Consider the following 17,862-nt stretch of genomic DNA (forward strand, 5'->3'; position numbering starts at 1 on the left):
AAACAATTAAATTTTTTTATCTTGGTTCAGGCACGCAATGGCTGCTGGCGAAGAGCCCGACTGTTGTGCGGCCCGCCATCGCGGCGCTCGATAGTCCGGCATCGGGGTCAGAGCACGAGTTTCGCTTTGCGAAATCGTGATCTGACCCCGATACCTGCGCCGCTCGCGCCACTGCCTGTGTGCCACAGGCGCGCCGCAGGGGGAGTCCTAGTGTCGTGAGTTGGAAATTCGTCTCAGAAAAGTGCCGAGAATCGCCGCCATGCGGCGTTGCAAATCCTCGCGATAGCTACGGCTATCACTGTGGTTTGCGCCTTGCCTGACGACGATTTCGCCCCTTTTCATTTTTCAACGTACTTCCAACTCCCGACACTAGTGTGCTTTGTCCCAGTTCGGCCCCACGCCCACTTCGGCCAGCAGCGGCACTTTCAGTTCGGCGATGCCGGCCATCAGTTTCGGGATTTCTGCCTTCACCCAATCCACCTCGGCTTCGGGCAGTTCGAACACCAGTTCGTCGTGCACCTGCATGATCATTTTGATTTCCGGCTTGTGCGCGTCCAGCTCTTTTTGCACCGCCACCATGGCGAGCTTGATGAGGTCGGCCGCCGTGCCCTGCATGGGCGCATTGATGGCAGCGCGCTCGGCGCCGGCGCGGCGCGGGCCGTTGGGGCTGTTGATTTCGGGCAGGTACAGGCGCCGGCCAAAGACCGTCTCGACATAGCCGCGCGCCTTCGCCTGGGCTTTGGTTTCGTCCATGTACTGCTTGACGCCGGGGTAGCGCTGAAAGTACTTGTCGATGTAGGCGGCGGCGGCCTTGGTCTCAATGCCGAGGTTCTTCGCCAGGCCAAAGCTGCTCATGCCGTAGATCAGGCCGAAGTTGATGACCTTGGCGTAGCGACGCTGCTCGCTTGAAACCTGGTCCAGCGCCACACCAAACACTTCGGCGGCGGTGGCGCGGTGCACGTCGAGGCCGGCGTGGAAGGCATGCAGCAAGGCGTGGTCGCCGCTGATATGGGCCATGATGCGCAGCTCGATCTGGCTGTAGTCGGCGCTGGCAATCACGCTGCCTGGCGGCGCCACAAAAGCCTCGCGCACGCGCCGGCCCTCGGCCGTTTTGATCGGAATGTTCTGCAGGTTCGGGTCGGTGCTGGAAAGCCGCCCAGTCACGGCCACCGCCTGCGCGTAGTGCGTGTGCACACGCCCGGTGCGCGGGTTGGCGAGCTGCGCCAGTTTGTCGGTGTAGGTGCCCTTGAGCTTGCTTAAGGATCGGTGCTCCAGCAGCTTGGCAGGCAGGGGATAGTCCTCGGCCAGCTTTTCCAGCACTTCTTCGTCGGTGCTGCGCGCGCCGGTGGCGGTCTTTTTGACGACCGGCATACCGAGCTTGTCGAAGAAGATTTCGCCCAGTTGCTTGGGGCTCGCCAGGTTGAAGGGCTGGCCGGCAATCTCGTACGCCTCGGTCTCCAGCTGCACGATGCGCTGGCCCAGGGCGTGGCTTTGCGCGGCGAGGGTGGGCGCGTCGATCAGCACGCCGTTGCGCTCGATGCGGTACAGCGTCTCGCTGCTCGCCATCTCCAGCTCGTAGATGAAGCGCAGCTTGTCGTCGGCCTGGAGCAGCGGCCACAGGGCGTTGTGCACGTCCAGCGTCTGGTCCGAGTCTTCGCACGAATAGGCAGCGGCTTTGTCCACCGGCACCTGGGCAAAGGGAATTTGGTGCGCGCCCTTGCCGCACAGGTCTTCGTAGCTGATGCCCGTGCGGCCGGTGTGGCGCAGCGCCAGGCTGGTCAGGCTGTGCGGCTTGTGCACTTCGAGCACGTAACTTTGCAGCATGGTGTCGTGCGCGTAGCCTTGCACCTCGATGCCGTGGTTGGCGAGCACATGGCGGTCGTACTTGATGTGCTGGCCAAGCTTGTGGCGCTTGCCGTCTTCCAGCCAGGGCTTGAGGCGCGCCAGCACCTCGGCCAGCGGCAGTTGCTCGGGCGCATCGGGCCCGGCGTGGGCGAGCGGGATGTAAGCCGCCTCGCCCGCCTGCACGCTGAAACTGATGCCGACAATTTCGGCGCGCATGGCGTCAAGCGAGGTGGTTTCGGTGTCGATGGCGACCAGCTCGGCGGCCTGCAGGCGCTGCAGCCACTGGTCGAAATTGGTCCAGTTCAGGATGGTGTCATAGACCACGCTGCGCTGCTGCGCCGCCTCGGCCACGGGGCTGGCCGAGTGGTCGGCAAACAGGTCGCCGCTCTGGCCGGGCATCGCCACTTCGGGCGCGCTTGCGGCGGCAGGCGCTGCCGCTTCCAGCGTGCGCGCCAGGCTTTTGAAGCCATATTTTTCGTAGAAATCCTTCAGCTTGGGTGCGTCGGGCGCGCCAATCGCAATCGCCTCCAGGCGGGGCAAGTCCGCAATCCACTCGGCCAGATCGCAATCGGTCTTGATGGTGAGGAGCTGGCGGCCGGTGGGCAACCAGGCCAAGGCCTTGCGCAGGTTCTCGCCTGCAACACCCTTGATCTGGTCGGCGCTGGCAATCAGCGCATCAAGCGAGCCGTATTCCTGCAGCCACTTGGCGGCGGTCTTGGGGCCGACCTTTTCGACCCCCGGCACGTTGTCCACCTGGTCGCCCACCAGGGTCTGGAAGTCCACCATCAGGCGCGCAGGTACGCCAAATTCGGCCTCGACGCCCGCCATGTCGCGGCGCTTGCCGTTCATAGTATCGATGATGGTGATGCGCTCGTCCACCAACTGCGCCAGGTCCTTGTCGCCGCTGCTGACAATCACCTCGATGCCCTGGCGCGCGGCAATGACGGCCAGGGTGCCAATCACGTCGTCGGCCTCGACGCCCGGCACATCGAGCACCGGCCAGCCCAGCAGGCGCACCACTTCGTGGATGGGCGGGATCTGCGCACGCAGGTCGTCGGGCATGGGGCTGCGCTGCTGCTTGTAGGCCGGATAAATTTCATCCCGGAAAGTGGGGCCCTTGGCATCGAACACGCAGACGGCGTAGTCGGCAGGCACCTCGCGGCGCAGCAACTGCATCATGTTGATCATGCCGCGAATGGCGCCCGTGGCGGCGCTGGCCGGGTCGCCGGGCACGGCGCGCAGGTCGGGCATGGCGTGGAAGGCGCGGTAGAGGTAGCTCGAACCGTCGACCAGCAGCAGGGTTTTGTTGTCGCTCATGCGCCAGATTGTGCACAGGAAGCGGGCGTCGGCGTCGACCGTCAGGGGGCTTGCCCTCTGGCGCGCCGGCAGCGCTTCGTGTTGAATGTCGCCGGTTGCCATTTCGTTCGCCACTGCCTACTTGGGAGCAATCCATTGAAGCTCAAAAAAATCGCCCTGGGAGCCCTCGCCGCGCTCATCCTTGCCGGCACGGCCGGCTGGTTCAGCCTGGACAAGGAGACGCGCGCCCTGCTCAAGACCGCGCCCACCAACCGCGACCTGCTGTTCTGGAGCGTGCCGCAGCGCGACGCTGCCTTTCGCGCACTCGACCGGATTTCACTGCTGGCCAAATGGCACGACATCCCCGCCAGCAGCGCGCCCAAGCCCCTGCCGCAGGGCGAGCCGCTCAAGCTTCCCATCGACCTGGACGCCTACATGGCCAGCCAGCGCAGCGCTGCCATCGTGATCCTGCAGGATGGCAAGCTGCGGGTCGAGCGCTACGGCCTGGACTTTGACAAGGACGGGCGCTGGACGAGTTTTTCCGTCGCCAAATCCTTCACCTCCACGCTGGTGGGCGCGGCGCTGCGCGATGGTTTCATCAAGAGCATGGACGACAAGGTCAGTGACTACATCCCGGGCATGTTGGGCTCGGCCTATGACGACGTGAGCGTGCGCCAGCTGCTCACCATGACGTCGGGCGTGCGCTGGAACGAGGACTACGGCGACCCCCAATCCGACGTCGCCCAGTTCAACAACCACAAGCCCGAACCCGGCGTGGACGCGCTGGTGAGCTACATGCGCAAGCTGCCGCGCGAGGCGCCGGCCGGCACGCGCTGGCACTACAGCACGGGCGAGACCAATCTCGTGGGCATCCTGGTGCAGCAGGCAACGAAGAAGCCGCTGGCCGACTATCTGTACGAAAAGGTCTGGAACCCTGCCGGCATGGAGCAGCAGGCCACCTGGCTGCTCTCCAAGACCGGCAACGAGATCAGTGGCTGCTGCATCCAGGCCGCAACGCGCGACTTTGCCCACTTTGGCCAGTTCATCCTCGACGGGGCGAAGGTGGGCGGCCAGAGCATCGTGCCCGACGGCTGGCTGGCCGAGGCGACCACTGGCCAGGCCGCCACCGGACAGCCCGGCCGGGCCTACGGCTACCAGTGGTGGACGTACGACACCGGCGCTTTCGCTGCGCGCGGCATCTTCGGCCAGGGCATCTTCATCGACCCCAAGCGCAAGCTGGTGATTGCCTCCAACGCCAACTGGTCCGCTGGCGCCAGCGACCGCGCCACCAGCGACGCGCGCGAGGCGTTCTATCTGGCCGTGCAGAAGGCGGTGGACGACGAGGCGGCCGCCGCGCCGGCGCGCTGAGCCGATGGGGCGCTTGCGGCCGGGCCGGTATAGTCCGCCGGCGCTGCGCCTTTGGCGCCGAGGCGGCACGGCGCGGCGCGCCTAGAATCGCGCTATGCGCGCCCCCACTTCCCCCATTGCATCCCTCCTCGCCGCACTGGTGCTGCTGGCCTTTGTCAGCGCCCCGGTTGTCGCTCAAAATACCAGTCAAAATGGCACCCAGCGCTCACCAGATAAGGGTGAACAGCTCTCAAATACAGAGCAAAAGAACAAGCGTGTGGAGCAGCGCACCGAACGCATTCACCTGCAAGACCAGGGCAGCACGGTGGACGAACTGCGCATTGGTGGCCAGACGCGCAGCATCAAGGTGCAGCCCGCTGCTGGCAACATGCCCTCCTATGAAGTGCTTCCGTCCGACGGCGTGCGCAACCGGGCGCAGAACGGCTCTGAATCCACCACCGGCCCGCGCGTGTGGAACGTGATGAAGTTCTGAGCCACGCCTGCCTTCCCCCGCCCCACCCTGCGGCCCGCCTCGCGTCCGCCCTTTTTGAACGCCCCGTTTTCGTGGTGCCCTGAGCCATGGCTGTATTTACCCCCGTCTCCCCCGAAGCGGCCAGCGCGCTGCTGCACAAGCTCCATCTCGGCGAACTGATCGAGTTGCGCGGCATTGCCGGCGGCATCGAGAACACCAACTACTTTGTCACCTGCACGGCGGGCGAGTACGTGCTGACGCTGTTCGAGCGCCTCACGGCCGAGCAGCTGCCGTTCTATCTGCACTTGATGAAGCACCTGGCGCACGCCGGCATTCCGGTGCCAGATCCGCAAGCCGACGCGCACGGCGAAATCCTGCACAGCGTCTGCGGAAAGCCCGCTGCACTGGTCAATCGCCTCACCGGCCACAGCCAGCTCGCGCCCCAGCCGGTGCACTGCGCAGCCGTGGGCGGCATGCTGGCGCGCATGCATCTGGCCGGGCGCGGGTTTGATCGCCAGCAACCCAATTTGCGCTCTCTGGCCTGGTGGAACGAAACGGCGCCGCTGGTACTGCCCGAACTGGATGCAAGCGAGGCCGCGCTCTTGCAGGCCGAGCTGGCCTACCAGAACCACGTGGCCGAGAGCCCCGCCTACGCCGCCCTGCCGCGCGGCCCGGTACATGCCGACTTGTTTCGCGACAACGTCATGTTCGAAGGCGAGCAGCTCACCGGCTTCTTCGACTTCTACTTTGCCGGTGTCGACACCTGGCTGTTCGACCTGGCGGTGTGCATGAACGACTGGTGCGTCCACCTGCCCACCGGCGCCCACGACGCCCGGCGCGCCAGCGCGCTCCTGCAGGCGTATGAGGCCGTGCGGCCACTCACCGCTGCCGAGCGCGGCCTGCTGCCCGCGATGGCACGAGCCGGAGCGCTGCGCTTCTGGATCTCGCGCCTGTGGGACTGGCATTTGCCGCGCGAAGCCGAGGTGCTGACGCCGCACGACCCCCAGCATTTCGAGCGCGTGCTGCGCCAGCGCGTCGCCCACCCTCTTGTCCCCTCTGCCTACGCCTCCACCTGCCTGTCTGAATGAAACTCCAAATCGTCCCCGCACGCACCGGCATCGCCTGGGTCAAAGGCGGCATTCGCGTCTTCTGGCGCCAGCCCATGGCATTGTCGGCCCTGTTTTTCATGACCATGGCGGCCATGTCGATCGTCTCGATGTTCCCGCTCATCGGCCCGGCGCTGGCGCTGGCGCTGCTGCCCTCGGCAACGCTGGCCATGATGGTCGCTGCGGCCGAGGCCGGCCAGGGGCGCTTTCCCACGCCGGCCTTGTTGCTGGTGGCGTTTCGTACCGGGCGCCAGCGCCTGCGCGACATGGCCATGCTGGGCGTGCTCTACGCCGCAGGCTTTTTGCTGGTCATTGCAATCTCAGCCCTCTTTGACGGCGGGCAGTTTGCCCAGGTCTATCTGGGCGGCGAGCCCCTGACGCAGGAAGTGGCGCAAAGCAGCGACTTCCAGCTCGCCATGTGGGTGGCCATGGTGCTGTACCTGCCGCTGTCGCTCTTGTTCTGGCATGCGCCGGGGCTGGTGCACTGGCACGGCGTCCCGCCCGTCAAAAGCCTGTTCTTCAGCTTCATCGCCTGCGTGCGCAACCTGGGCGCATTCACGGTGTACGGCCTGGGCTGGCTGGCAGTGTTTGCCATGGGCGGCGTGGTCATGAGCCTGATCACCGCCTTGCTGGCGGCCATGGGCCTGGGCAGCGGCGCCACCGTGATGGGCGGCGCCATGGTGGCGCTGGCACTGATGCTGGCAGCCATGTGCTTTACCTCGATTGTGTTTACCTTTCGGGATTGCTTTGAGCCGCCGCAGCAGCCAGACGCGCAAAATGCCAGCGATGCGCTCCCCGCCCCGGAACCCTCGCCACCCGCCGCCGACTGACCGTGCGCTGCTGCAGCGGCGCCAGCTGTTGCAGGCCGCAAGCCTGTGGGCGGCCACCGGTGGCTGGCAGGCCGCGTGGGCACAGGCAACAGAGAGTTTGCCAAGCCGTGTCGTCGAACTGCGCGGCGACGTGCTGCGCAATGGCACCCGCATCGGCCTGCAAGACGCCATTGCCGCAGGCGATCGCCTGGAGACCGGCCCCGGCTCCCGCGTGGTGCTGACCGTGGGCGACAGCGCATTTCTGGTCCGCGAAAACACCCATTTGGCACTGGAAGGCGAGAGCCCCGTTGCTGTGCGCGTACTGCGCCTGCTGCATGGGGCCGTGGCCAGCGTCTGGAGCCGCGGCACCGACCGCCGCTTGGTCACGCCCACCCTGGTAGCGGGCATCCGAGGCACCGGCGTGTACGCCGAGGTGCATGCCGAGCAGGACTATCGCAGCTATTTCTGCAACTGCTACGGCACCGTGGACATTGCTGCAGGTGCGGACCGGACTGTCAGCGAATCCACCTACCACCAGTCCTTCTGGGCGGAGGCGAGCCCACGCAATGGGCAAAGCCTGTTCCCGGCCCGCGCCATCAACCACACCGACGAAGAGATGGAGATGCTCGCCGCCCTGGTGCGCCAGCGCACAGCCTGGCAAATCACCGGCGTAAAGGGAAGCAGGGACGGAAGCGGTCACCAATACGAAAAAGGTTCCCAGACAACCCCTGGCCCTGGCTATGGAAATATCAACTGAAAGCGTGCCGGGCCCCCGCCAGGGATATCCTTGCATGGACGTCCCTCGCGTCGTCGATGACATATTTCTTTCAAGCCAGTGAGAAACGGCATGGTCGGCCAATGGCACAGTTGCACCGACTGTTTTTCAGGGCTTTTTCGGCCCCACCTTGGGGACATCCAGAAAATAACTCATGCGCTTGCGGGGACTCAGGTAGTCGTAGGCTTCGGGACTGAGCTGGCTGGGTTTTAAGCTGGCGCTGATCTCGATATCGGTTTCCTGGCTTAAATCCAGAATAATCGCTTCGCTTTTCGGCACACTGGGATCATGAATCAACACGCTGGGGCGCAATGGCTTTCCAGGATTGATCGAAATGACCATGCCCAGCGCTTCGTCCGATAATTTCACCAGCGTGCCGGGTGGATAAACGCCCATGCAGCGGATAAACATGGTCAGCGCCGCCGGATCCAACAAGTGCCGCTGTTGTTTGAACATCAGCGACAAAGCCTCAAACGGCGTCAGCGAATCGACCGGATTGGCGCGGTTGCAGTGATTGTCATAGGTATTGACAACGCTGACAATTCGAGCCAGTAAAGTGATTTGCTCGCCGCGCAAACGTTCTGGGTATCCACTGCCGTCCATGTATTCATGGTGCTGACCGATGATATCCAATGCACCCTTCGGCAAGCCAAGTTTGGCCACCACATTCAGGCCATACTGGCAATGCAATTGCAGCAGGTTTTTTTCTGCGCGGTTAAGAGGGAGCGTTGAATTCACAATCCGCGTGGGGATTTCCACCTTGCCAATATCATGGAAGAGGCAACCGATGCCTACAGCTTTGATGTCGTCCGCTGGCAGCGCCATCTCTTTGGCCAGCATCATTGCCAGCACCGACACATTGAGCGAATGAAAATACACATCCTCACCGGCGATTTTGTCGTTCATGAGGTGGATTGCGATGCTCCTGTCGGCCAGCAGATCATCAAGCATATGCTGCACCAATTGGTCCGCTTCGGCATAGGCATCTTGCGGCCTCGAAAAAACGCTGCGCTCGATATTTTTCAAGGTGCTGCCCGCCTTGGCAAATTTTTTCTCGCATTCGGCAATGGCAGCCCGCTCAGCAATAATTCTTTCGATACGCGCTTTTTTCTCGCTCATCAGCGCGTCTTCTTCTGCGCTAGGCACAACCACTTCTACTTGCTCCGGCGCCTTGGTGGCCAAAGGCAAAGGACGGGTTGACGAACGGCTCGGGTCCACTCGAATATGCCGAATACCGAGCCGCTTGATGGCATCAATCTGTGCAGTATTTTTCAAGACGAAACTATTGCGCGCAAATGCATGATCCAGCCAATTCATGTCGAGATGCACATACAGGCCGATGCACAATTGATCGACAGAGATGGTGCGTGTGACAGGAGAATTCATTGGGCAGGTGGCAAATGGATCAAACTAATCGCGTCGGCTCGAAATGGAGGCCCGCGACTGCGGAAACGCTGGAGCGTCGACTCACAGCGGCACCGAAAACTCATAAGAAAGGAACGCCTCGTCCCGCTTCCAGCCATTTGCTTCATAAAGGGCTTGGGCGCTTTTGTTCCCCACCTCCGTAGACAGGGACAGCCGAACGGCCCCCACGGTTTTTGCGAACGCGACAGCAGCAGCAATCAGTTTGCCGGCAACACCTTGTTTGCGGGCTGAGGTATCCACGAAAAGATCGTTCAGCACAAAGATTCTGGCGAGCGACACCGAGGAAAAGCTGGGGTAGAGCTGCGCAAACCCAACCGGCATGTCGCCGTCGAACGCGAGAAACAACACCGACTCGCCATGATTGAACCGTGCAAGCAGAAACGCCTTCGCCGCGTCGACGTCGCTCCCGCGACCATAGAACTGGCGGTAACGGTCGAACAGCGCAGCGAGTGCGTCGAGGTCGGACAGGGCAGCTTGACGGACCGCAACCTTGTTCATCGTGCTTCCTGGTGCTTTTTGGGCTCTAGCCCGTAGTAAAAAACCCATGCCGCCACGAAATACACCACCGGATAGGATGCGACATAAATGAGCAAAGACAGGTAGGCGAAGACCTGATTTTCTGCGAGAAAGATCGCCCTCGCCAGCACGGCAGCAAGCGCGGCGGTGTAACACAACAACGCCAGGTAGGCGCCTGCGGTTGCGGCCAACCAAAGACGGCGATGCCGACCTGGAAGCCGCAACATACCGGCCCAGAGTTTGCGGGGAATCTCGACCAGCCGAAACAGCGCCAGACCAAAAACAAACGGAAAAATCAGGGCAGGCAGCACGAACATCTTGCGCGCTCGCTTCAATCCACCAGCGTCAACTTCGCCACCGCCAGCGCCAGCCACTTGGTGCCATGGCGCGCAAAACTCACCTGCGCCCGCGCATCGTCGCCCGTGCCTTCAATGGCCAGCACCTTGCCTTCGCCAAACTTGGTGTGGAACACCTTCTTGCCTGCAGACAGCCCGTGCGCCGCAGGCAGCTTTTGCGGCGGCACCGGCGGGCTGGCAAAGCGCTCGGAATTCAAGCCAAATTGGCCTCTAGCGCTCGTCCCATAAGCGCTAGCAGCTTCTGAAAACGGAGCAGTCCGGCCAAACGCGGATTGTTTGGGCGTAATCCATTTGAGCGCCGATTCGGGCAGTTCGTCGAAGAAGCGGCTCTTCATGGCGTAGCGCGTCTGACCGTGCAGCATGCGCGTTTGCGAGTGGCTCAGGTACAGGCGCTTTCTGGCGCGCGTGATCGCCACGTACATCAGGCGGCGCTCTTCCTCGATACCACCCTGTTCACTCAGGGCGTTTTCGTGCGGGCACAGGCCCTCTTCCAGGCCGCCAATGAAGACCACATCGAACTCCAGACCCTTGCTGGCGTGCACCGTCATCAGCTGCACGGCGTCCTGCCCGGCCTGGGCCTGGTTGTCGCCGGCTTCGAGCGCGGCGTGGGTCAGGAAGGCGCCGAGGGGCGAGAGGGTTTCGCCGGTGTCCTGGTCAACCCCCGGCGGGCCGGAAAGGGGCGCATCCAGCAGCGGCGCGTTGAGGTCCAGCCCTTGGCTGGCCGGGCTTTGGGTCAGCGGCTCTCCATGCTCATCGAGAGGCAGCGCCACGGCGTCGCGGCCAAAGCCCTCCAGCATGACAAAGCTCTCAGCGGCGTTGACGAGCTCTTCCAGGTTTTCGACCCGGTCCTGGCCGTCGCGCTCGGCGCGGTAGTGTTCCAGCAGGCCACTGGCTTCCAGCATCTGCTCGATGATGGCGCGCAGCGTCTGGCCCTGTGTCTGCTCGCGCAGCACGTCGATTTGCGCGACAAAGGCGGTCAGGTTGCTGCCGGCCTTGCCGCTGATGGTGCTGACCGCGTCGTGCAGCGAGCAGCCGGCGCCATTGGCGGCGTCCTGCAGCAGCTCCAGGCTGCGTGCGCCAATGCCGCGCGGCGGAAAGTTCACCACGCGCAGGAAGCTGGTGTCGTCCTGCGGGTTCTCCAGCAGGCGCAGATAGGCCAGCGCGTGCTTGATTTCGGCGCGTTCGAAAAACCTAAGGCCGCCATACACCCGGTAGGGCACTGCGGCGTTGAACAGCGCTGTTTCAATGACCCGGCTTTGCGCGTTGCTGCGGTACAGGATGGCGACTTCCTGCCGCGCCACGCCGTCGCTGCGCACCAGTTGGCGGATTTCGTCCACCATCCACTGCGCTTCCTGCAAGTCGCTCGCCGCCTCGTACACGCGCACCGGTTCGCCGGGGCCTTGCTCCGTCCGCAGGTTCTTGCCCAGGCGCTTGCTGTTGTGCGAGATAAGCGCGTTCGCGCTGTCCAGGATGTTGCTGTAGCTGCGGTAGTTTTGCTCCAGCTTGATCTGCCGCTCGACGTCGAACTCGCGCACGAAATCCTGCATGTTGCCCACGCGCGCGCCGCGAAAAGCATAGATGCTCTGGTCGTCGTCGCCCACCGCCATCACGCTGCCCTGCGGCTCGAAATGGCCGGCCACTTCGTCGCCGGCGAGCTGCTTGAGCCATGCGTACTGCAGCTTGTTGGTGTCCTGAAACTCATCCACCAGGATGTGCGCAAAGCGGCGCTGGTAGTGCGCCCGAATCGGGTCGTTGTCCCGCAGCAGCTCGAAGCTGCGCAGCATCAGCTCGCCGAAATCGACCACGCCTTCGCGCTGGCACTGCTCTTCATACAGCTGGTAGATCTCGACCTTCTTGCGCGCGTCACTGTCGTGCGTGGGCACGTCGCCGGGGCGCATGCCCTCTTCCTTGCAGCCGGCAATGAAATACTGCAGCTGCTTGGGCACGAAGCGTTCGGTGTCGACGTTGTATTGCTTGCACAGGCGTTTGATGGCCGAGAGCTGGTCTTGCGTGTCCAGAATCTGGAACGCCTGCGGCAGACCAGCTGCCTTGTGGTGCGCGCGCAGCAGCCGGTTGCACAGGCCGTGGAAAGTGCCAATCCACATGCCGCGCACGTTCACCGGCAGCATGGCCGAGAGCCGCGCCACCATTTCCTTGGCGGCCTTGTTGGTAAAGGTGACCGCCAAAATGCCGCCCGGCGTGGCCAAGCCGTTTTGCAGCAGCCAGGCGATGCGCGTAGTGAGCACGCGGGTTTTGCCGGAACCGGCCCCGGCAAGGATGAGCGCGTGGCCCGACGGCAGCGTCACGGCGGCAAGCTGCTCGGGGTTGAGGTTCGCCAGCAGCGGCGAAGGGGTTGGCGACGGCGCAGCGCCTTGCGGAGGGAAGGCGTCGCCCTGCGGCGCGCGCGAAACCGGGTCTTGTGGGAACATGCGCCGATTGTAGAAAGCGAGGCCCTATGAAATTTTCCCCCGCCACGGTGCCACTGCTGCTGCCCTTGTTGATGGCGCTGCATCTGCCGCTCGCGATCGCGCAAAACGCTTGCAGCAGTGACGGGGCGCCTGCCCCGCACGCCCTCTACGAGCGTTTTTTAAGCGCGGATTGCGCCGACTGCTGGAGCAGCGCCAGCTTTGCACCCGGCACAAGTGCCGCAGTGCTCGACTGGATCGTGCCGGGACGCGCAGGCGACGATGCACCCCTGTCTGCTGCCGCAAGCACCGAGGCACTCAGCCGGCTGCAAGCCATGGGCCGCCTGCCGCCTGCCGCCACCGACGTCCACGTCGCGGCCGTGGCGCAGCGCCTGCCCGGCCGCTTGCGCGTGTCCTTTGGTCCGGCCGTCGGCGGCTACGTAGGCACCACCATCAGCTACCTTGGAGCCTTGCCGCACGACGCAGCGGGTGAATGGACGCTGTCGGTCGCGCTCGTCGAGCAGATTCCAGAAGGAGTGGAAGGCACGCCCGTGAGCAGGAATTTGGTTCGAAACCTGTTCCAGCGCAAGTGGAACGTGCGCGACCAGCTATTAAAAAGTGAGCTGCGCAACCTGCCTCGCGATACCCGATGGATAGAACGCCGCTCCATGCAGCTGACACCCAGCACCGACCCGAACCGCCTGGCGCTGATTGGCTGGATGGAGGACCCCAATGGCCAAGTCGTCGCCACCACGCGCGCCCAGTGCGCTGCAGCCAGGCAATAACGCCTGCGCCAGCGCATTGCGCGCCAGACCGGTACAATCAACCACCGGGCCCAAGTTTCTTGGCGCCCGGTTTTTTTGTGCCTGCGCAAGCAGGGATCGGGTGGCCTCACTGCAGGCGCCCCGCAAGAGCCGGGGCCAAGCCAAGCGCCCACCGCAGGGCAGTGTTTGCCTCTGCGGCCTTCTACGGAGCTTGGAATCTTTATGGAAATCTTCGACTACGACAACGTGCTGCTGCTGCCGCGCAAGTGCCGTGTGCAAAGCCGCGCCGAGTGCGACGCGGGCGTGGAACTCGGTGGACGACGCTTTCGCCTTCCGGTCGTGCCCTCGAACATGAAAACGGTGGTGAACGAGTCCATCTGCGAATGGATGGCCAGGAGCGGCTACTTTTACGTGATGCACCGCTTCGACTTTGACAACTTGAAGTTCGTGCGCGACATGACCGAGCGCGGCGTGTATTCGTCGATCTCGCTGGGCGTCAAGCAGCCCGATTACGACACCGTGGCCCAACTGATCGCCGAGGGGCTCTCACCCGACTACATCACCATCGACATCGCCCATGGCCATGCCGAGACCGTGCACGCAATGATCACGCACCTGAAGGAAAAGCTCCCGCGCGCCTTCATCATCGCGGGCAACGTGGCCACGCCCGAGGCGGTGATCGACCTGGAAACCTGGGGCGCCGATGCCACCAAGGTTGGCGTCGGCCCGGGCAAGGTCTGCATCACCAAGCTCAAGACCGGTTTTGGCACCGGCGGCTGGCAGCTCTCGGCGCTCAAGTGGTGCGCGCGCGTGGCCACCAAGCCCATCATTGCCGACGGCGGGATTCGCAGCCATGGCGACATTGCCAAGAGTGTGCGCTTTGGCGCCAGCATGGTGATGATTGGTTCGCTCTTTGCAGGGCACGAGGAATCCCCCGGTCGGACCGTGGAAGTCAATGGCGAGCTGTTCAAGGAGTACTACGGCTCGGCGAGCGACTTCAACAAGGGCGAGTACCGGCACGTTGAAGGCAAGCGGATCCTCGAACCCATCAAAGGCAAGCTGGCCGACACCCTGATCGAGATGGAGCAGGACGTGCAAAGCTCCATCAGCTACTCGGGGGCACCCGGCTGATGGACATTCGCAAGGTCAACTACGTGATCCTTGGCGGAGACAATGCGGGCGAGCATCTGCTGATGTGACCCTTGGCGCACGCAGCAGGCCCAAGGCCATGTCGTGCAGCGCCTGCCCCGGCGTCGCCAGCGTGTCGAGAATGCTGAAATGATGGAGCCCCGGCAGCGCTGCCGTCTGGGGAACGATGGCGGTGCCCCAGGCAGCTTGCATGAGCTGGTTCTGCCGCAAGAATTCCGCACTCTCGTCACCGCCCGCGGCACACCACAGCTCGCCCTGGGCTGGTACAGGCTGGCGCGCAGGGCTGGCCTGCTGGATTTGCCCTGGCGTGAGCCGCAGCACCGACTGGTAGCGCGGCGTGTGCATCAGCGGCTCCAGATCGTGCACGCCCGAAATCGACAGTGCATTGCGAAGCCGGGGCACCGGACTCTGGGAACTTTCATCGCGCCCCGCGGTGCACAACAGCATGGCGGCGATCTGACCGCCCGCAGAGTGCCCTGCCACCGTGATGCGCGCCGGGTCTCCGCCATGGCGCGCAATGTTCTCGCCGACCCAGGCGAGAGCACGCTCCATTTGCTCCAGGATCATTGGAATCGACACCGGCTGCGAGGCGGTGCCAGGGCACAGCGCGTAGTTGACCACCACCACACAACAGCCTTGCTGGCAAAAGGCCGGCGCCACAAAGGAATGGTCTGACTTGTCCAGCGCACTCCAGTAGCCGCCATGGACAAACACCAGCACCGGCGCGCCCGCGTTGCTTTGCGGCCCTCGCGCAGGAAAGATATCCAGGGTTTCGCTTGCAGCAGGGCCATAGGCAAGGTCCAGCACACCGGCCTGGCCACGCCGAACCACCGCTGAATCGTCGGCCCAGCGCTGAAGGTATTCACCGCAATCCGGAACGAGCGCACGGTTGTTGTACATGCTCTCGTACCAGGCGGCGTCATGCAAGGCGATGCTCATAGATTCCATTTCTTGCGCTTGGACAGGGATCCATCATGCTACAGGCGGCTATCCTTTGACGGTTGCAGACACTCCTCAGTGCGATCTGCAGAGCGCCATCTGGTGCGGTTTACTGCAAAACACCTTGAACCTGGGTGCGGCGCGGCTGCAAGCCAGATGACAGCCAGCCGAGCACCAAGCGCACCATGATGGTGATTCAACCCCTTCTGGAACATGTCCATGCCCGACCTCTCACACCCCCGCATTGCCCTGCTCGGGGTTGGCCTGATGGGATTGCGCGCCGGACGGCGCCTTCTGCAGGCCGGCTTCCCGGTCTATGCCTGGAACCGCTCATCCGCCAAAACCCAGCTGCTGGCCGACGACGGTGCCATTGGCTGCATGAGTCCCGGCGAAGCCACGGCCCAGGCCGACATCACCATCAGCTTTCTTGAAAACGGGACAGTCGTCGGCCAGGTCCTGTTTGACCAGGGCGCCGCCAAAACGATGGCGCCCGGAACGCTGTTTATCGACATGGCCTCGACCCAGCCACGCGAGGCGCGCGATCACGCTGCGCGCCTGAGCGAAATGGGTGTGGACCACCTCGACGCCCCCGTTTCGGGCGGTACCGTCGGCGCCGAAGCCGGGACGCTGGCCATCATGGTCGGCGGCAGATCCGTGGACTTCCAACGCGCGCAGGAAGTCTTTCAGGTACTGGGACGCTCGACGCTGGTTGGACCGCACGGTGCAGGTCAGTTGGCCAAACTGGCCAACCAGATGATCGTCGGCGTCACCATCGGCGCTGTGGCCGAAGCGCTGCTTTTTGCTGCCAAGGGCGGCGCCGACATGGCCAAGGTGCGCGAAGCCATCGGCGGGGGCTTTGCCGACAGCCGCATTCTGCAACTGCATGGCCAGCGCATGGTGGAACGCGACTTCGCCCCGCGCGGCAGCATGAACGTGCAGCTCAAGGATCTGCGCAACGTCCTCGCCACAGCGCAGGAGATCGGCTTTGATGCACCGGTCACTGCGCTGCTCGAAGGGCTGTATGCCCAAAGCATCGAGCACGGCCTGGGCGAACTCGACCACAGCGGCCTGTTTGTCGAACTCGCCAGCCGCAATGCGATGCAGTAATCGAGCCGGTGCGGGCCCGATGGGGTCGATTTTCTGGATATAATTTCGCTCTCTGCTGCACTGCAGAAACGTTTTTAAGTGGGTTCTTAGCTCAGTTGGTAGAGCAGCGGACTCTTAATCCGTAGGTCGAGTGTTCGAGCCACTCAGGACCCACCACTTACAAAGGGAACTGGCCATTGCGCCCGTTCCCTTTTTCTTTTGTTGTTCCGGGCGCCTGGCGCAGGATATCAAGCACGCTTTCGCCGGCCGCTCGATAATTGCACGGCATCCCGCTCGGCACGCCAGCGCCCATTTTTCTCAAAGAACTGCTTTTCCATGAATCCGCAAGCCAACGAATTGTGGCGCGGTCCGCGCTGGGCCCTGGCCGTCTTGCTGGCGCTGCTGGGCATGCTGGGGCCGTTCTCGATCGATACCTACCTGCCCGCCTTTTCGGGCATCGCCACCGCCCTGGGCGCGACACCGGTGGAAATGCAGCAGACGCTCTCGGCCTATCTGTTTGGCTTTGCGTTCATGAATCTGTTCCATGGGGCGCTGGCGGACAGCTTCGGCCGCCGCCCCGTCGTGCTGTGGGGCATTGCCGTCTTCACGCTGGCGTCGGCGGGTTGCGCACTGTCGCAAAGCATTGGGCAACTGGTTTTCTTTCGCGCTCTGCAGGGCTTGTCGACGGGCGCTGGCATCGTCGTCTCACGCGCCGTCATTCGCGACATGTTTCCGCCGGCGCAAGCGCAAAAGGTGATGAGCCAGGTCACCATTTATTTCGGCGCAGCACCCGCCATAGCGCCGATCGTCGGCGGATGGCTGCTGGTACACACGGGTTGGCACAGCATTTTCTGGTTCCTGACCTTGGTGGGCGTGGCGCTTTGGCTGGCCAACTACCGCCTGTTGCCCGAGACGCTGCACGCAGACCATCGCCAGCCGTTCGAAGTGCGCCACCTGATGCGTGGCTATTGGCAACTGGGATCGAGCCCACGCTTTCTTTTGCTGGCTCTGGCCAGTGGCGTGCCATTCAACGGCATGTTCCTGTACATCCTCGGCGCACCCGCTTTTCTGGGTGACCACCTCGGACTGGGGCCGCAGGAGTTTTTCTGGTTTTTCATACTGACCATTTCCGGCATCATGTCCGGCGCATGGCTCAGTGGTCGACTGGCCGGCAAGATTGCGCCCAAGCGCCAGATCCGGCACGGTTTTGTGATCATGCTGACGACCTCGCTGCTGAACCTGCTGGCCAACCTGCTGTTTCCCGCGCATGTGTCCTGGGCGCTGGTACCCATTGCGGTGTTCGCCTTTGGCTGGGCGCTGATGGTGCCCGTGGTGACGCTGCTGGTGCTCGATTTGTACCCGGCGCGACGCGGCATGGCGTCGTCACTGCAGGCATTTATCGGCTCGGTGGCCAATGGCACGGTGGCGGGCCTGCTGGTGCCGCTGGTGATGCATTCGACCGCCTTGATGGCTTTGTCTTCGCTGCTGATGCTGAGCGTCGGCCTGGCCGCATGGATCTACCTGCACCACCGCTGGCCCGAAATCGGCCGCAGCGCCATACTGGCCTGAACC

The 17,862-nt window shown here is 63.4% G+C and carries 14 protein-coding genes, 1 tRNA gene and 1 pseudogene; 10 read left to right on the forward strand and 6 right to left on the reverse strand.

The window, feature by feature from the left end:
* Positions 1-369 precede the first annotated feature (369 nt).
* A complete protein-coding gene (polA, locus tag C6571_RS03085; RefSeq protein ID WP_106448010.1) occupies positions 370-3,162 on the reverse strand; it encodes a DNA polymerase I in 2,793 nt (930 codons plus the stop codon).
* Between the two features lie 135 nt (positions 3,163-3,297).
* On the opposite strand from polA, the gene C6571_RS03090 reads away from it, so the two are divergent.
* The 5 genes from C6571_RS03090 to C6571_RS03110 all read left to right on the forward strand — a co-directional run bounded on the left by C6571_RS03090 (position 3,298) and on the right by C6571_RS03110 (position 7,632).
* Positions 3,298-4,509, forward strand: coding sequence for a serine hydrolase domain-containing protein (locus tag C6571_RS03090; RefSeq protein ID WP_106445392.1), 1,212 nt, complete (start codon positions 3,298-3,300; stop codon positions 4,507-4,509).
* A gap of 94 nt (positions 4,510-4,603) precedes the next feature.
* Positions 4,604-4,981, forward strand: a complete 378-nt coding sequence (locus C6571_RS03095; protein ID WP_106445393.1) for a hypothetical protein — start codon at positions 4,604-4,606, stop codon at positions 4,979-4,981.
* Between the two features lie 86 nt (positions 4,982-5,067).
* The gene (locus C6571_RS03100) at positions 5,068-6,048 is read left to right on the forward strand and encodes a homoserine kinase (protein WP_106445394.1); all 981 of its coding nucleotides are present in this window, start codon (positions 5,068-5,070) and stop codon (positions 6,046-6,048) included.
* A complete protein-coding gene (locus C6571_RS03105; RefSeq protein WP_106445395.1) occupies positions 6,045-6,896 on the forward strand; it encodes a BPSS1780 family membrane protein in 852 nt (283 codons plus the stop codon). Before C6571_RS03100 ends, C6571_RS03105 begins: the two co-directional genes overlap by 4 nt.
* Positions 6,853-7,632 carry a FecR family protein gene (locus C6571_RS03110; RefSeq protein WP_106448011.1) on the forward strand — a complete coding sequence of 260 codons (780 nt, stop codon included), beginning with the start codon at positions 6,853-6,855 and terminating at the stop codon, positions 7,630-7,632. The genes C6571_RS03105 and C6571_RS03110 overlap by 44 nt, the downstream gene beginning before the upstream one ends.
* Before the next feature lie 126 nt (positions 7,633-7,758).
* On the opposite strand, the gene C6571_RS03115 is transcribed toward C6571_RS03110, so the two are convergent.
* The 4 genes from C6571_RS03115 to C6571_RS03130 all read right to left on the reverse strand — a co-directional run bounded on the left by C6571_RS03115 (position 7,759) and on the right by C6571_RS03130 (position 12,376).
* Positions 7,759-9,036, reverse strand: a complete 1,278-nt coding sequence (locus C6571_RS03115; protein ID WP_106445396.1) for an HD-GYP domain-containing protein — start codon at positions 9,034-9,036, stop codon at positions 7,759-7,761.
* An 81-nt stretch (positions 9,037-9,117) separates the two neighbouring features.
* A complete protein-coding gene (locus C6571_RS03120) occupies positions 9,118-9,573 on the reverse strand; it encodes a GNAT family N-acetyltransferase (protein WP_106445397.1) in 456 nt (151 codons plus the stop codon).
* Positions 9,570-9,908, reverse strand: a complete 339-nt coding sequence (locus C6571_RS03125) for a hypothetical protein (RefSeq protein WP_146139296.1) — start codon at positions 9,906-9,908, stop codon at positions 9,570-9,572. The genes C6571_RS03120 and C6571_RS03125 overlap by 4 nt, the downstream gene beginning before the upstream one ends.
* A gap of 14 nt (positions 9,909-9,922) precedes the next feature.
* A complete protein-coding gene (locus tag C6571_RS03130) occupies positions 9,923-12,376 on the reverse strand; it encodes a UvrD-helicase domain-containing protein (protein WP_106445399.1) in 2,454 nt (817 codons plus the stop codon).
* A 26-nt stretch (positions 12,377-12,402) separates the two neighbouring features.
* Between C6571_RS03130 and C6571_RS03135 the strand changes: the two genes are divergently transcribed.
* The gene (locus C6571_RS03135) at positions 12,403-13,137 is read left to right on the forward strand and encodes a hypothetical protein (protein ID WP_106445400.1); all 735 of its coding nucleotides are present in this window, start codon (positions 12,403-12,405) and stop codon (positions 13,135-13,137) included.
* Positions 13,138-13,338: 201 nt separating this feature from the next.
* Positions 13,339-14,315, forward strand: a pseudogene (locus tag C6571_RS03140) (GMP reductase).
* On the opposite strand, the gene C6571_RS03145 reads toward C6571_RS03140, so the two are convergent.
* On the reverse strand, positions 14,263-15,204 hold the full coding sequence (locus C6571_RS03145; protein ID WP_170094668.1) for an alpha/beta hydrolase: 942 nt from the start codon (positions 15,202-15,204) through the stop codon (positions 14,263-14,265). The pseudogene C6571_RS03140 and the gene C6571_RS03145 overlap by 53 nt on opposite strands.
* Before the next feature lie 219 nt (positions 15,205-15,423).
* On the opposite strand from C6571_RS03145, the gene C6571_RS03150 reads away from it, so the two are divergent.
* The 3 genes from C6571_RS03150 to C6571_RS03160 all read left to right on the forward strand — a co-directional run bounded on the left by C6571_RS03150 (position 15,424) and on the right by C6571_RS03160 (position 17,859).
* Positions 15,424-16,311 carry an NAD(P)-dependent oxidoreductase gene (locus C6571_RS03150; RefSeq protein ID WP_211300691.1) on the forward strand — a complete coding sequence of 296 codons (888 nt, stop codon included), beginning with the start codon at positions 15,424-15,426 and terminating at the stop codon, positions 16,309-16,311.
* 80 nt (positions 16,312-16,391) lie between these two features.
* A tRNA-Lys gene (locus tag C6571_RS03155) sits at positions 16,392-16,467 on the forward strand.
* A gap of 159 nt (positions 16,468-16,626) precedes the next feature.
* Positions 16,627-17,859, forward strand: coding sequence for a multidrug effflux MFS transporter (locus C6571_RS03160; protein ID WP_106445402.1), 1,233 nt, complete (start codon positions 16,627-16,629; stop codon positions 17,857-17,859).
* Positions 17,860-17,862 lie beyond the last annotated feature (3 nt).

The sequence above is a fragment of the Simplicispira suum genome, assembly GCF_003008595.1.
Lineage (GTDB): Bacteria > Pseudomonadota > Gammaproteobacteria > Burkholderiales > Burkholderiaceae_C > Simplicispira > Simplicispira suum.